12 protein-coding genes and 1 pseudogene are annotated in these 14,447 nt (G+C 75.3%); 10 read left to right on the forward strand and 3 right to left on the reverse strand.

What is annotated here, in order from left to right; genetic code table 11:
* Positions 1 to 57 precede the first annotated feature (57 nt).
* Together ACN20G_RS33040 and ACN20G_RS33045 are read left to right on the forward strand one after the other, a co-directional pair.
* Complete coding sequence (locus ACN20G_RS33040) at positions 58 to 1,818, forward strand: LVIVD repeat-containing protein (RefSeq protein ID WP_424216925.1); 1,761 nt, start codon at positions 58 to 60, stop codon at positions 1,816 to 1,818.
* A gap of 73 nt (positions 1,819 to 1,891) precedes the next feature.
* Positions 1,892 to 3,346 (forward strand): amino acid permease, encoded by a 1,455-nt coding sequence (locus ACN20G_RS33045; RefSeq protein ID WP_424216926.1) that lies wholly within the window; start codon positions 1,892 to 1,894, stop codon positions 3,344 to 3,346.
* Positions 3,347 to 3,634: 288 nt separating this feature from the next.
* Here the strand turns inward: ACN20G_RS33045 and ACN20G_RS33050 are convergent.
* A pseudogene (locus ACN20G_RS33050) lies at positions 3,635 to 3,886 on the reverse strand (MerR family DNA-binding transcriptional regulator); the annotation flags it as partial.
* Entirely contained in the window at positions 3,795 to 4,835 is a 1,041-nt protein-coding gene (locus ACN20G_RS33055; protein WP_424216927.1) for an MDR family NADP-dependent oxidoreductase, read from the reverse strand. The gene ACN20G_RS33055 and the pseudogene ACN20G_RS33050, both read right to left, overlap by 92 nt.
* A gap of 374 nt (positions 4,836 to 5,209) precedes the next feature.
* Here ACN20G_RS33055 and ACN20G_RS33060 point away from each other — a divergent pair, with 374 nt between their 5' ends.
* From ACN20G_RS33060 to ACN20G_RS33095, 8 genes are all read left to right on the forward strand, one after another.
* Positions 5,210 to 6,835 (forward strand): GMC family oxidoreductase, encoded by a 1,626-nt coding sequence (locus tag ACN20G_RS33060; protein WP_424216928.1) that lies wholly within the window; start codon positions 5,210 to 5,212, stop codon positions 6,833 to 6,835.
* 731 nt (positions 6,836 to 7,566) lie between these two features.
* A complete protein-coding gene (locus ACN20G_RS33065; protein ID WP_424216929.1) occupies positions 7,567 to 7,731 on the forward strand; it encodes a hypothetical protein in 165 nt (54 codons plus the stop codon).
* A 277-nt stretch (positions 7,732 to 8,008) separates the two neighbouring features.
* Entirely contained in the window at positions 8,009 to 8,899 is an 891-nt protein-coding gene (locus ACN20G_RS33070) for an alkaline phosphatase family protein (protein ID WP_424217433.1), read from the forward strand.
* A gap of 2 nt (positions 8,900 to 8,901) precedes the next feature.
* Positions 8,902 to 10,269, forward strand: a complete 1,368-nt coding sequence (locus ACN20G_RS33075; RefSeq protein WP_424216930.1) for an MFS transporter — start codon at positions 8,902 to 8,904, stop codon at positions 10,267 to 10,269.
* Between the two features lie 11 nt (positions 10,270 to 10,280).
* Entirely contained in the window at positions 10,281 to 11,312 is a 1,032-nt protein-coding gene (locus ACN20G_RS33080; protein ID WP_424216931.1) for a TolB family protein, read from the forward strand.
* Positions 11,313 to 11,393: 81 nt separating this feature from the next.
* The gene (locus ACN20G_RS33085) at positions 11,394 to 12,347 is read left to right on the forward strand and encodes a phytoene/squalene synthase family protein (protein ID WP_424216932.1); all 954 of its coding nucleotides are present in this window, start codon (positions 11,394 to 11,396) and stop codon (positions 12,345 to 12,347) included.
* A gap of 13 nt (positions 12,348 to 12,360) precedes the next feature.
* The gene (locus ACN20G_RS33090) at positions 12,361 to 12,840 is read left to right on the forward strand and encodes a nuclear transport factor 2 family protein (protein ID WP_424216933.1); all 480 of its coding nucleotides are present in this window, start codon (positions 12,361 to 12,363) and stop codon (positions 12,838 to 12,840) included.
* A gap of 16 nt (positions 12,841 to 12,856) precedes the next feature.
* Positions 12,857 to 13,888 carry a hypothetical protein gene (locus ACN20G_RS33095; RefSeq protein WP_424216934.1) on the forward strand — a complete coding sequence of 344 codons (1,032 nt, stop codon included), beginning with the start codon at positions 12,857 to 12,859 and terminating at the stop codon, positions 13,886 to 13,888.
* On the opposite strand, the gene ACN20G_RS33100 is transcribed toward ACN20G_RS33095, so the two are convergent.
* Positions 13,875 to 14,381: a DUF3291 domain-containing protein gene (locus ACN20G_RS33100; RefSeq protein WP_424216935.1), complete on the reverse strand. Its 507-nt coding sequence runs from the start codon at positions 14,379 to 14,381 to the stop codon at positions 13,875 to 13,877. The two genes, ACN20G_RS33095 and ACN20G_RS33100, sit on opposite strands and share 14 nt — an antisense overlap.
* Positions 14,382 to 14,447: the final 66 nt, after the last annotated feature.

Below are 14,447 nucleotides of genomic sequence, written 5' to 3' on the forward strand. Positions count from 1 at the left end.
CCCGCACGCCTCGCCTGTCCCTCCCCCGACACCGAGATCCCCCCAGAGGACTGCCCGATGAGAATCACGCCCCGCCGCACCGCCCTGGCCGCGGTGGTCGCCGCGGCCACCGTCACCACCCTCCTCACCCCCGGCGCCTCCGGCGCGCCCCGGGCCGCCGCCGACCCGAACGTCCGCGAGGTCTGCGAGGACCGCCGTCCCGCCGCCGCCGACCCCGGCGCGTACGGCATGCAACTCGACGGAACCTTCCGCCACCCCGCCCTCACCCCCGTCGACGAGGAGAACGAACACTCCTTCCCCGGCCGCAACAAGGATTACGACACCCGCTCGTACATCAAGAACATGAAGGTCGAGGCCGCCTACGAGGGCGCCGAGTTCACCCCCGACTTCTTCCACACCTGGCAGAACATCGTCGACTTCGACGGCCGCCGCTACCTCTTCCAGTACGACCGCTCCGAAGGCCGCGTGTACGACGTCACCGACGTCAAGAAGGTCCGCGTGGTCGAGAAGCTCGGCCGCGGGGACGTCGGCGGCGACGAGACCAAGGCGAACGGCGACTGGGCCGCGCACGACTACTGGGGCGCCTCCACCATCCAGTGGAACGCCAAGCTCCGCGCCTACGTCATGGTCCAGAGCTTCGAGAGCAAGCGCCAGATCTCCGAACTCACCGACGACCCCGCCCACGACAAGTTCCACAACCCCGCCGGCGTCGCCGTGCTCCGCGCCAAACCCGGCCTCAAGGGCTTCAAGGTCTACCGCCTCGACGGCCCCCGCAAGAAGGACTGGAAGCTCCTGGCGACCGTCTCCACCGACGCCGGCCAGGCCGATCCCCTGAACAGCGACCCGGCGAAGGCGCAAGCGGGTTCCGGCTCCCTCGACGTGCCGTACTGGACCGGCGAGCGCTACATGTTCCTCGCCACCGCCCCCGACGACACCTACTCCGGCAGCGAGTACCCCACCAACCTGCACTCCGCCGGCTACCAGTCCTGGGACATGTCCGACCCCGCCCACCCCAAGCTCCTCGACACCTGGCACCTGCCCGGCCAGCGGACCGGCGAGGACGCCGCCTACCGCGCCAACCCCCGCTGCGGCAACCGCACCAGCTGGATGGGCGCCCGGATGCCCCTGTTCATCCCCAAGCCCATCGAACGCGGCGGCCGGTACGCCTTCGCCGCCATGGGCGGTTACGGACTCGCCGTCCTCGACATCTCCGACCCCGCGAACCTGCGCACCGTCGGCCGGCTCACCCTCCCGCAGTCCGCCGCCGGCACCGAGGGCGACAACATCGACGTCTCGCAGTACGAGAAGACCGGAATGATCTACTTCTCCGGCTACCCCCTCACCGAGGACTGCTACGAGCCGTACAAGGACGTCTACCAGATCGACGCCCGCGACCCGAAGAACCCCCGCGTCGTCGGCACCCTCCCGCGCCCCACCCCGCCCAAGAGCGCCGGCTTCACCGACTACTGCCAGCGGCGCGGCAGCTTCGGCCCCAAGCGCACCGGCTACTACACCAACCCCGGCAAGCACGACGCCGGCCTCCTCACCTACGGGTTCTACAACGCCGGCGTGCAGTTCTTCGACGTGACGAACCCGAAGAAGCCCGAGATCAGCGCCTACTTCGTGCCCAAGGCACACGGCACGGACACCCCCGAATACGCCTACGGCAACCAGACCCACGGCGTGTACGTCGAATGGGACCGCAACATCGCCTGGGCCCTCACCAACCACGGCATCTACGCCCTCTCCGCGCCCGGGGTCCTCGGCAAGCCCAACCTGGGCCGCCCCGCGAAGCCCTTCCGCACCAGCGAGTTCTGACCGGCGGGGCCGGCCCGCCCGGCACCGCCCGCTCTCGTACCTCCCCTCACCCGCCACAGAAGGGCCCGCAGCCATGGCCGCACCGGAGACCAGCAGCCCCGACAGACCCACGCCCGAGAACGACGGCCCGCAGCACGGGGGCCCGCGCCACGACGGTGCCGAGAACGACGGCCTGGTCCGCTCGCTCACCCACCGCCAGACCACCATGATCGGCCTGGGCTCCGCCCTCGGCACCGGCCTCTTCCTCGGCTCCGGCTCGGCGATATCCGCCGCCGGCCCCGGCGTGATCGTCTCCTACGCCATCGGCGCGATCCTCGTCGCGATCATCGCGATGCTGCTCGGCGAGATGTCCGCCGCCCACCCCGTGCGCGGCTCCTTCGGCGCCATCGCCCACCGCTACCTGGGCCCCTGGGCCGGGTTCCTCACCCGCTGGCTGTACTGGTTCAGCGCGGTCGTCGTCATCGGCACCGAGGTGGTCGCCTCGGCCCTCTACCTCCGCTGGTGGTGGCCGCAGGTCCCGATGACGGCGGCCATCCTGGCCGTCGCCGCGATCGTGCTCACCGTCAACGTCATCAACGTGAAGTCCTTCGGCACCACCGAGTTCTGGCTCTCCACCGTCAAGGTGACCGCCCTGTGCGCGTTCATCCTGTGCGCCGCCCTCCTGGTCTTCTTCGGCCTCCCCGGCACCGAGGCCACGGGCCTGGCCCACCTCACCGACGACGGCGGCTTCCTCCCGCAGGGTGCCTCGTCCATCTGGCTCGCGATGGCCGTGGTCATGTTCGCGTACGCCGGTTTCGAGGTCGTCGCCATCGCCTCCGCCGAGGCCGCCGACCCGCAGCGCACCATCCGCACCGCGATGCGGCAACTCGCCTGGCGGCTCAGCGTCTTCTACGTGCTGGCCATCACCCTCGTCCTCGCCCTCATCCCGTGGCGCCGGCTGGCCGCAGGTGACGGCAGCGTCGAGTCCAGCCCCTTCGTCCGCGTCTTCTCCGACGTGGGCGTCCCGGCCGCCGCCACCCTCACCAACGCCGTCGTCCTGATCGCCGCCGTCTCCGCCGCCAACGCGCACCTGTACGGCGCCTCCCGCCTGCTGCACTCCCTCGGCGGCGACGGACTGGCCCCCGCCCCGCTGGCCCGCGTCAACTCCCGGGGCGTGCCGGTGGGCGCGCTGGCCGCGTCCACGGTGGGCATCGCCGTGGCCGCCCTCCTCGCGTTCTACGACGTCAGCGGGCTGTTCGGCATCATGATGTCGATCGCGCTGTTCGCGGTGCTGCTGGTGTGGCTGCTGATCCTCGCCACCTACATCGCCTTCCGGCGGGCGCGGGCCGCGCGGCCCGCCGAACCGGGCGCGTTCACGGTGCCGGGCGGCGACAAGCTCGCCGTGCTCGCCGGCCTCGGGGTGCTGGCCGTGGCCGCCACCGCGATCGAGATCCCCGACATGCGGCAGGCCGCCGGCGTCGGCCTCGCGTTCACGGTCGCCCTGCTGGTCTGCCACGCCCTCACCACGGCCCGCTCCCGCCGCCGCTGACGCGGGCTGTCGAGCGCGCGGTCGCGCCGTGGTCGTGCCCGCGCGCGCGGCCAGGGCTGCCCGCACCGCCGACAGCCGCTCGATCTCGGCGTCGAGCGCGGCGAGCCGCCGGCCCACGACCCCGCCCATGATCCCGCTCGCGACCCCGTCCGCCGCTTCGGCGGGCGGGGTCGCGGCGCAGTTCGGGGGCTGTCCGGGGGCGAGCAGGTGCAGGCGATGGGCGTGGGCGCGCAGGTCCTCCACCGTCAACCCCAGGGCCAACAGCTCCCGCACCACCCGCACCCGAAGCACCGTCTCGGGCCCGTACTCCCGTTGCCCCGACGCCGTGCGCACGGGCGCCGGCAACAGCCCGCGCTGCTCGTAGAACCGCAACGCCCTCGGCGTCGTCCCCGCCCGCGCCGCCGCCTCGCCGATCCGCACCCCGACCACCCCCGTGCCCGTCTCCCGCCTACACCGCCACGACCACCGCCCCGAAGTGCCGGCCGGCGATCGTCTCCTCCAACGCTCGCGGCGCCCGTTCCATGCCCGGGATCCGCACATGCGGGAAACCGATCCGGCCCGCGCGCAGCCGGTCCCCGAACCACGCCGTCCACTCCGCGTCCACCTCCGGATGGTCCGCGCCCCGGTACCCGCGCAGGGACACCCCCGAGAGCACCAGCCGCAGCACGTCGACCCCGGCCGGCGCGCTGCCGCCGTCCCGGTCCGCCGCCAACTGCCCGGCCAACGCGCCGACCAGCGCGAACCGGGCCCCGGGCCGGGCCGCGTCCACGGCAGCCGTCAACTGCTCGCCGCCCACCGTGTCCACCAGCACGTCGACGCCCTCGGGCGCGACCCGGGCCAATTGGTCCGCGATCGGCCCGGCCCCGCGTATCACGACCGCGTCGTAGCCGAGTTCGTCCCGCAGCCGGGCCGCCTTCGCCGGGGAGCCCGTGCTGCCGATCACCTTCGCCGCCCCCGAGAGCCGGGCGACGGGTCCGGCCATGGAGCCGACGGCGCCGGCCGCCCCCGTCACGAACACCACGTCCCCCGGCCGCACCCGGGCGATCCGAGAGAGCGCCCCGTAGGCCGCGGACCCGTGGGAGAGGTACGCGGCCGGGTCCGGCAGGGCGCCGTCCGTCGGGACGCAGTCGGCGACCGGCACGAGGGCGTACTCCCGCCACCCGTGCAGGTGGACCACGGTGCGCCCGAGCGGCAGGGGGCCGCCGGTCGGCGCGGCCACCACCTCGCCCACGGCCGGACCGAACAGCGGGTCCCCCGGGTGCACGCCGGGCAGCGGGGTGCCGGGGACGCCGCCGCCGAGCAGGGTCCGCAGGCCGGGGGAGACCAGGAAGAAGCGGTTGCGGACCAGCACCTGCCCGGGCCCCGGGGTCGGCAGGGGCACGTCCACGAGGGCGAAGTGCTCCCGGCGCGGCAGCCCCTCGGGGACGGCGCGGAGGCGGACCTCGCGGGCGGTGCGGGGCAGGGCGTGGCGGGACGGGGCGGTGGGCATCGGGTGTCTCCCCGGAGCATGTGACGGACGGGACGCCGCCCATGCTCACCCCTGACCCGCGCGTCAAGGTCAAGCCCCGGGCCCCGGGGGGCGGGGGAGATGGGGGAGCGGGGGAGGGCGCGGGGTGTACGCGGCGTGATCCTGATGCTTCTCGCGAGCCCGTCCCGTGCGCACCGTGCGCCGGGCCTCGGGCCCTACGCTGCGGGTCCCGCCGTGTCCGCGCCGGCGGCCCGCCCCACCCCGCGCCACCCCTTCGCCTCCCGTGTCCTGAAAGGGCTCCGCCCGTGCCCCTGTCCCTTCCCCTCCCTCGTAGCTCCCGTGCCTCCCGTGCCTTCCGTTCCGCGTCCTCCGGTGTGCGGGAGTGGGACCACATCGTGATCGGCGCGGGATCGGCCGGGGCGGTGGTGGCCGCCCGGTTGTCCGAGGACCCCGGCCGCCGGGTCCTGCTCGTGGAGGCAGGCGGCACCGACCGGCGACTGGCCGTCACCGCCCCGCTGCTCTTCCGCACCCTGTTCGGCGGCCCCGCCGACTGGGACCTGCGCACCGAACCCGAGCCCGGCTGCGCGGACCGCCGGCTCACCCAGCCCCGGGGCCGGATCCTCGGCGGCACCTCCTGCCTCAACGCCATGGTGTGGGTGCGCGGTTCGGCCGCCGACTACGACGGGTGGGGCCCGGCCGGTCGCGGGCTGCCGGGCTGGTCCTGGCGCGAGGTCGAACCCGTCTTCCACCGGATCGAGGACCACTTCCTCGCCCGTGAACACGCCGCCCGCGCCGACCCGGGGGCGCGCCGACACGGCACGGGCGGCCCGATCACCGTGACCCACGCCGTCCCCCACCCGCACGCCCGCGCCTTCGCCGACGCGGCCGGCACGATCGCCGCCCGGCTGGGCATCGGGCCCACCCGGGACATCGGCGGCCCGGACCTGGCCGGCGTGGCCCCCACCCCGGTCTCGGTGCGCGACGGACGCCGCCGGCACACCGCGCACGCCTACCTGCGCCCGGCCCGCCGCCGCCCCAATCTGACGGTGCTGACCGGCACCCTCGCGCACCGGGTGCTGGTGGAGGACGGGCGGGCCCGCGCCGTCCTCCTCGAAGGCCCGCGCTCCGGGGGCCGGCCGGAGCGGGTCGAGGCCCGGCGGGGCGTGATCCTCGCCGCCGGCGCCTTCCACACCCCCTACCTGCTGCAACTCTCCGGCATCGGGCCGCGCGAGGTGTTGGACGCGGCCGGGATCCCCACCCTGCTCGACTCCCCGCACGTCGGCGCCCACCTCGTCGACCACCCGCTGGCCGTCGTCAACTGGGAGCTCGCCGAGGGCCTGACCGGCCTGGAGACCCTGGGGCGGGCGGACGTGCTGCGCTGGCTGCTGCGGCACGACGGCCCGGTGGCCTCCACCGGCTTCGACGTGATGGGCCACCTGCCCTCGGCCCCCGACCGGCCCGCCGGTGCGGCCCCCGACCTGCAACTGGGCTTCGCACCCGCCTACTTCGCGGACGAGGGCCGGGGCACGCACCCGCGGCCGGCCGCGACGGTCGTCGCCTCGCACTGGGAGCCCCGCAGCGAGGGCCACGTCCGCGTGGCCGGCGCCGACGCCCGCCGGTCGCCCGTCATCACCCTGAACCTGCTCACCGACCCCGAGGGCGCGGACCTCAGGGCCCTCACCCGGGCCTTGGCGCTGGTCCGCGAGATCGCCGGCACCGAGCCCCTGGCCGGGATCCTGGGCCGCGAACTCAACCCCGGCCCCGAGGTCCGCACCCCCGCGCAGGTCGGCGAGTGGTTGCGGCGCACCGCCCAGACCACCTACCACCCGGCCTGTTCGGCCCGGATGGGCCGCCCCGGGGAAGGTGTGCTGGACGAGCGCCTGCGGGTGTGCGGGGTGGACGGCCTGCGGGTCGCGGACGCCTCCGCGTTCCCCGTCATCCCGCACGCCAACACCAACGCCGCCGCGATCATGCTGGGCGAACGCTGCGCCGAGTTTCTCCGCGAGGAGGACCCCGTCTGACCACACACCCGACCGCTCGTCCGGTCCACTGTCGTTGGGTCAAGTCCTCCTTCACGCAACATCGTTGGGCCTCGCCCCTCTCGTGGCCCGGGCCCGAGCTCGTCACCGGCGGGTGGGGCGGGGGTCGCGGGGGCGTTCGCGGCGGCGGCCGGATGGCAGGCGTTCGGGTCGGTGGGGCCCGTGCGGTACGTCATGGCGGGGGTCACGGCGCTCGCGGCCGGTTCGCCGGCCTGGGTGCAGGCGGGCAAGGCGCCGGACCGGCCGGCCCCGAGCGGCCCGGATACCCCGGACGCTGCCCCGGGACACCGCCGATTTCACCGGCCGCGCGGCCTCCCCGGCCCGCCTGGACGCCCTGTTGGCCGGTCCGGTCGAGGCCCCCCGGCCGATCGTGGCGATCATCGGCAAGGGCGGACCGGGCAACACCACCCGCGCGATCCGGGCCGCCGGCACCCTGATCGAGGCGGCCCGGCGCCTGGACGCGGCGGGTGATCGGCGGCCGGCCGCGCAGGCCCGGCGCGGCCTGGCCGTGGTGCGCTGGGGACAGGGCCGGTTCCGGGCGGCGATCCCGCTGTTCCGGGAGGTGGTGGGGGAGTTCCACGCGCTGGGTGACCGGCGTGCCGAGGCGTACGCCTGGCGCGGGCCGGCGCAGGCGGAACCGGACGCGGGGGATCCGGCGGTCGCGGCCTCCTTCGAGCGGAGCCTGGAGATGACGCGGGGCCTGCGGGACCGGCGTGGCGAGGGCCTTGCGGGGGTTGGGCCGGGTGCACGCGGCGGGCGGGGTCGGAGCGGCGGCGCTGCGGGAGTTCGCGCGCTCGCGGCGGATGGCGGAGGAGATCCACGACCACCCGTTGGTCCGCGAGTCGGAGGCCGACGTGGCCGCGCTGCCACGCCGCTGAAGGGCGCGCGGAGCGGGGGCGTCGCCCGTAGGGGCGACTTGGGTTCGTGATGGGGTGGTTGGGGCGCCGTCGACCGGCTCTTGACCGGTGCTTGGGGGCTTGCCGGGCATCCCTTTGCGGAGGGCCGGACGGGCATCCGTTGTTCGCCTTCCGTTCGCCCGTTCGGGGCCGGTGGCGGTCGGGCCCGTCGGTAGGGTGCGTCCGCGCCGCCACCCCGACACCCCGTCCCACCAGGGAGAACGTCATGACCGCCGAGACCCCCGACCCTTCCGTTGCCATGCCCCTGACATCCTCGGGTACCCGTCGCCGTGCCCTCCTCGCCGGCGCCGGGGCCCTCGCGCTCGCCGCCGCCGGACTGTGGACCGGCCTCGGCGCCGCCCAGGCCGCCCCCGCCGCGAGCGCCCTGCCCGCGCCCGACCACGTCCTCGTCGTGGTCTTCGAGAACCACGCCTACAACCAGGTGATCGGCAGCTCCTCCGCGCCCTACCTGAACTCCCTCAAGGCCGGCGGTGCCAACCTCACCAACTCCTACGGCGTCACCCACCCCAGCCAGCCCAACTACCTGCAACTGTTCTCCGGCTCCAACCAGGGCGTCACCGACGACTCCTGCTACACCCCCGGCTTCTCCTCCGCCCCCAACCTCGCCTCCGAACTCGCCGCCGCCGGCAAGACCTTCGGCAGCTTCAACGAGGGCCTGCCCGCCCAGGGGTCCACGACGTGCTCCAGCGGCAAGTACGCGCGCAAGCACAACCCCTGGTTCGCGTTCTCCAACGTGCCCACCAGCACCGCCAAGACCATGAAGCAGTTCCCCACCGACTTCACCACCCTGCCCAAGGTCTCCTTCGTCGTCCCCGACCTCTGCAACGACATGCACGACTGCTCGGTGGGCACCGGCGACACCTGGCTCAAGAACAACCTGAAGGCGTACGCGGACTGGGCCAAGACCCACAACAGCCTTCTCGTCGTCACCTTCGACGAGGACAACCGCCTCGCCGGCAACAAGATCCCCACCGTCCTCTACGGACAGCCCGTCACCCCCGGCAGCACCGCCGCCGGCACCTACAACCACTACGACGTGCTGCACACCCTGGAGACCCTGGCCGGTCTCACCACCCACGCCGGCAACGCCGCCGGCGCCCAGGACGTCACCGGGATCTGGGCGAACTGACCATGTACGTCGCGGACAGTCGCGGAACCCCCGCACCCACCGTGACGCGAGCCGAACCCACCGCCCCGGACCAGTCCCCGGCCCCCGCCGGCGACACCCCGCGTCCGGGGCGGCGGGCCCTCGCCCCCACGGTCCTCGCCCTCGGCACGGTCAGCCTGCTCACCGACGTCTCCTCCGAGATGGTCACCGCCGTGCTCCCCCTCTACCTCGTCGCCGGCCTCGGCCTGTCCCCCCTCGGCTTCGGGCTCCTGGACGGCGTGCAGAACGGTTTCAGCGCCCTCGTGCGCCTCCTCGGCGGACACCTCGGGGACCGGCGCGGCGGCCACAAGACCGTCGCCGGTCTCGGCTACGGGCTCTCCGCCCTCTGCAAACCCCTGCTCCTGCTCGCGCACACCGTGCCCGCCATCGGCCTCGTCCTGGCCCTGGACCGCACCGGCAAGGGACTGCGGACCGCGCCCCGGGACGCCATGATCTCCTTGGCCGTGCCGGCCGCCGACCGGGGCCGTGCCTTCGGCGCCCACCGCGCCATGGACACCACCGGCGCCCTCCTCGGCCCGCTCCTCGCCTTCCTCGTGCTCGCCGTCGCCCCCGGCGGCTGGGACGCCGTGTTCACCCTCAGCGCGTGCACGGCGGTGCTCGGGGTGCTCGTGCTGGTGCTGTTCGTGCCGGCCCGCCCCGCCCCGATCGCCGGCCCGGCAGCCGCTGCCGCTCCCGCTGCCGGGGTCGGACGTTCGCGCGCCGCCTTCGGGCTGCTGCGGCTGCCCGCCCTGCGACGGATCACGGTGGCCGCCGCCCTGCTGGGGCTGTGCACCGTCAGCGACGCCTTCGTCTTCCTCCTCCTGCAACGCACCGCGGGCCTGCCCGCCCAGTGGTTCGCGCTGCTCCCGCTGGGCACGGCGGCCGCGTTCCTCGCGCTCGCCGTCCCCCTCGGCCGCGTGGCCGACCGCCTCGGCCGGCTCCCCGTGTTCCTCGCCGGCCACCTCGCCCTCCTCGCCGCCTACGCCCTCCTCCTGTGGGGACCCACCGGCCCCGTCCTGGCCCTGCTCGTCCTCCCGCTGCACGGGGCGTTCTACGCGGCCACCGACGGCGTGCTCGCGGCGGCCGCCGCCGACGTGATCCCCGAGGACCGGCGCGGCGCCGGCCTCGCCCTCGTGCAGACCGGCCAGGCCCTCGCCCGTTTCCTGTGCTCCCTGGCCTTCGGCGCGGCCTGGACCGCCTTCGGCCCCCGCCCCGCCCTCGCCGTCGCCGGCCTCGCCCTGGCCTGCGCCGCCACGGCCTGGCCCCTGCTGCGTCCCCGGCCCGGGGCCGCCGCCCCCGTCCCCGTTTCCGTCGAGGACGCCCGTACCCCCGAAAGGCCGCCCGCCCGATGACCGCCCGCTCGATGACCACCCGCCCGCGCGTCGCCCTGCTCGCCCTGGCCTGCCTCCTCCTCGCCGCCGGCGCCGGCGGCGTGCTGTGGCGCGCGGCGGACCGCGCGGCCGCCAAGGACCGGCCGCGCGCCGGCGGGCCCGTCCTCACCGAGGGACGCGTCACCCTCGACCGCCCCACCGAGCCCGGCGGGCTGATCGTCCTGCGCAACATGGCCTGGGGACCGCACCGCGACGAACTGGCCACCGTCCACGCCGACGACCCCACCGGCCCGCGCACCGTGTCCGGCGTGAAATGCCTGCGCTTCCACGCCGCCGCCGGCACCGGCGTCTGCCTGCGCGCCGTGCCCGGCGCCCTCACCGAGTCCTACGAGGCCGTCGTCCTCGACTCCCGACTGCGCCCCCGCGCCACGAAACCCCTGGCCGGCATCCCCACCCGGGCCCGGGTCGCGCCCGACGGCCGGCGGGTGGCCTGGACGGTGTTCGTCGGCGGGGACAGCTACGCCGGCACGAACTTCTCCACCCGCACCTCGATCCTCGACCTCGACACCGGCCGCTACGACGCCTCCCTGGAGGAGTACGCGATCGTGAAGGACGGCGCCCCCTACCGCGCCGCCGACGTGAACTTCTGGGGCGTCACCTTCGCCGCCGACGGCCGCACCTTCTACGCCACCCTCGCCACCGGCGGCCGCACCCACCTCGTGCGCGGCGACCTCGCCGCCCGCACCGTCACCACCCTGCGCGAGAACGTCGAATGCCCCTCCCTCTCGCCCGACGGACACCGGATCGCGTTCAAGAAGCGCGTCCCCGGACTGCCCGCCGAAGCACCCTGGCGGCTGTACGTGCTCGACCTGCGCAGCGGGGCCGAGACGGCCCTGGCCGAGACCCGCAGCGTGGACGACCAGGCCGTGTGGGTGGACCCCGACACCCTGGAGTACTCCCTGCCCGGGGACTCCGGCGCCGACCTCCTGACCGTCCCCGCCGACGGCACCGGCAGCCCCCGCGTCCTCACCCGGGCCGCCCTCGCCCCGGCCTGGCTGCGCTGACCCCGTAGACTCGCCCGAGGTCTCGCACGCATGTGCGAGGCGGGCAGGGCGACACACGGCGGTACGGGCGGGGCGGGGCGCATGGGCGGTTGGCGGCGGGCGATGGACGCGGCGGGCATCCGCGACCCGCGACTGCGGGAGGACTACACGCGCCAACTGCGCCGGATCACGCGCTACCGGCGCGAGGTCGCGCTCGCCTCCCGCGTGCTGCTGCCCCTGGCGACCCTGCCGCACGTCATCGCCGCCGCCGCGTTCATGCACCACACCGACACCCTCCTCGACAGCGGCCCCGCGCACGCCCGCCACGAGGCCGCCGCGCGCTGGGCCCGCGACACCACCGAGGCCCTCGACACCGGCCGCACCGACCACCCCGAGCTGCGACCCCTGCTGCACAGCGCCGCCGCCCACCCGTCCCTGCGCGCTCACGTCCGCGCCCACCTCGACGCGGCCCCCGTCGACCTCGACTTCGCCGGGTTCACCGACGAGGCCGACCACCGGGGTTACGTGGACGCGTACTCGCTGCCCGGGTTCATGGTCGTCGCCGGGGTCCTGGGTCCCGCAGAGGACCCGGACGGGGCCTTCCGTGCGGCCTGCCGCGAGTACATCGACGCCGCCCAACTCCTCGACTTCGTCAACGACCTCTCCGAGGACCTGGCCGACGACCGCCTCACCCTGCCGACCGCGACGCTCGCCCGGCACGGGGTCACCCGCGCCGAGCTCGAAGCGGGCGCCGACACCCCCGCCGTGCGCGCCCTGCTCACCGAACTCCTCGACCGTGTGGACGCCGGGCTGCTCGCGAGCCGGCCCGTGGTGGACCTCGTGCCGCCGGCGCACCGGCCCATGGTGCGCTGCCTGCTCGGCGTGGACGCGCTGACGAGCCGGGCCGCGCGGGCCGCCGGGCCGGCCCTGCTGCGCGGCCCGGCCTCCCCGGGCAAACCCGCCGCCGTCCGCCTGCTGTGGCGCGAGCTGCGCGCGAAGCGGGCGGGCCTGCGGGAGTCGGGCGGAAACCGGTTGCCGGGGCGGGCGGGGTCCTGAAACCCTCGGGCGCATGAACGGCACCGAATCACAGCCCTTGGACCGCCTGCTCGCGGAACGCGCCATGGAACGCGTCATCCTCGACTTCGTGCACCACCTCGACCTGGGGGAACCAGGGGACGTGGCGGAGCTGTTCACCGAGGACGGCGTGTGGGAATGGGCGCACGACGGGCGGCGGTCGACCGGTCGGGACGCCCTGCGCGCGTACTTCGGCTCGCGCCCCGCGGACCGGCTCTCGCGCCGGGTCTGCACCAACCTCCGGGTCACCCTCGATTCCGATCACACCGCCCACGCCACCACCTACTTCGCCACCTACCGCGTCGACGGCCACGAGCCGGGCACGATCCCGCTCTCCGGGCCGCCGGTCAACGTCGGGCACTACGAGGACCGTTTCCGCAAGGTGGACGGCACGTGGCTGATCGCGCGGCGGAGCCTGTTCCTGGCCTTCGGCAGCCCGACGGAGCGCCTCAAGCCGGTCGTCGCCCCGGCCTGAGGTGGGGTCCGCCCCCGTGTCGCGCGGAACCGAGGCCGTGCGGGGCGGCGTGATCACGGGCATGGACTCCACGGAACGGGCGGGGCGGGCGCGGCGGACGGAAGAGGCGCGGCGGGGCGCGGGGGCGCGGGAGGACGAGGGGTCGGGGCGCGCGGTTGCCGTGCACCTGGCGGCCGTGTGGGTGCTCGGGTGCGTGCTGACCGGCGCTGAAACGATCCTGCTGCTCGCGTCCCTGTTCGGCGACGATCTTGGCGTGGTCGTCGCCGTCGCGCTGCTCGCCCTGTGCGCGGGGGTGGCCCTGACGGCGTGGCTCGGGTCGGCCGCCCGGTCCCACGTGCCGTTCACGCGCGGCGTGCGCGGTCTGTGGACCTGGGCGGTCCTCGTGCACGTGGCGGGTGCGGCGGCCGCGTTCGGGGCGGTGCTGCTCGACCGGGCCGCGGCCCGGTCGGGGGGCTCCGGCCCGTCCCACCTCCTCGTCGGCGGCACCGCCTGCGCGCTCGTGGCCGCGTTCTTCGTCCCCCGCACCCGGGTGCGGACGAGCGCCCTGGCCCTGACGGCGGTGCTCGCGGCCGGTGTGGGCTGGTCCGCGTGGACCGCGTCCCGGCCGCCGACCCTCGACGCGTGGCTGACCTCGCACCGCGTCGATCGTGCCCTGGCCCGGATCGGCGAGGCGCCTCCGGGACACACCGCGCACGTGCGGGGCGCGAGCGAGGACGCGTTCGGCGTCGAGTACACGAGCGACGGCGGCGGCCCCGGGTTCTCCCTGCGGGTGGAACGCGAGGGCCACGACACCCGGCGGGCCGACGCCCGGGGCTGCCCCGTGCCCCTCGGCGACCCGGTCCGCTGCGTGGACGACGGCGAGGGCCGACTGCTGATCACGTACGGGGGCGGGGGAGCGCCGGTGCGGGAACTGCGCCTGCGCCGGGCGGGACTGGTGCACGTCGTGAGCCTGCGCGAGCCCGCCGCGCTCGGCCCGGCACGCCGCGTCCTGGCCACCCTCCGGCCCGCTACCGACGCCGAACTGGAGCCGCTGCTCAGCTCGCCGTGAACGAGTGGCGGAAGGTGAAGGCGTGCTCTGTGGGGCCGTGGTGGTGCAGGTGTTCCAGCCGGGACACCCCGTCCCGCCAGGTGGGTGTGGTGTCCTCGGCGGCCCACCAGAACACGTGCTTCGGGTGCTCGGCCCGCTCGAACCAGTCGTGACGCCTGGCCAGCGCCTCCCGGTGCGGTCCGGTGTGGACGGCGTCGAAGGCGTGCCGCAGCTCGGTCCAGAGCGAGAGGGTCGTGGCCAGGGCGGTGGCCTGCGCCGTGCGGCCCTTGGCGTACCAGGACGGCACGACGAACTCCCCCCACGCGCCCCAGTCCAGGTCGAAGTGCGTGCCCCGGGCGCCGTCGGCCGCTTCGGCGTGGCCGAGGTAGCCGGGATGTCGGCTGATGCGGCGGTAGACCTCCGCGCCGCTGTCGTGGAGTGCACGGGTGAGGGGCGAGGGATCGGCGAGGGGTGCCTTCAGGGTGCCGAACGTGTACAGAGCGAGCCGGGGCATGGGTGTCTCCCTGGTCGGATGCCTGGTGGGGGCCCGGTTCGAGCGCCGGACCAGGCGAAGGTAGCC

The organism is Streptomyces dryopteridis, from assembly GCF_049606955.1.
Classification (GTDB): domain Bacteria; phylum Actinomycetota; class Actinomycetes; order Streptomycetales; family Streptomycetaceae; genus Streptomyces.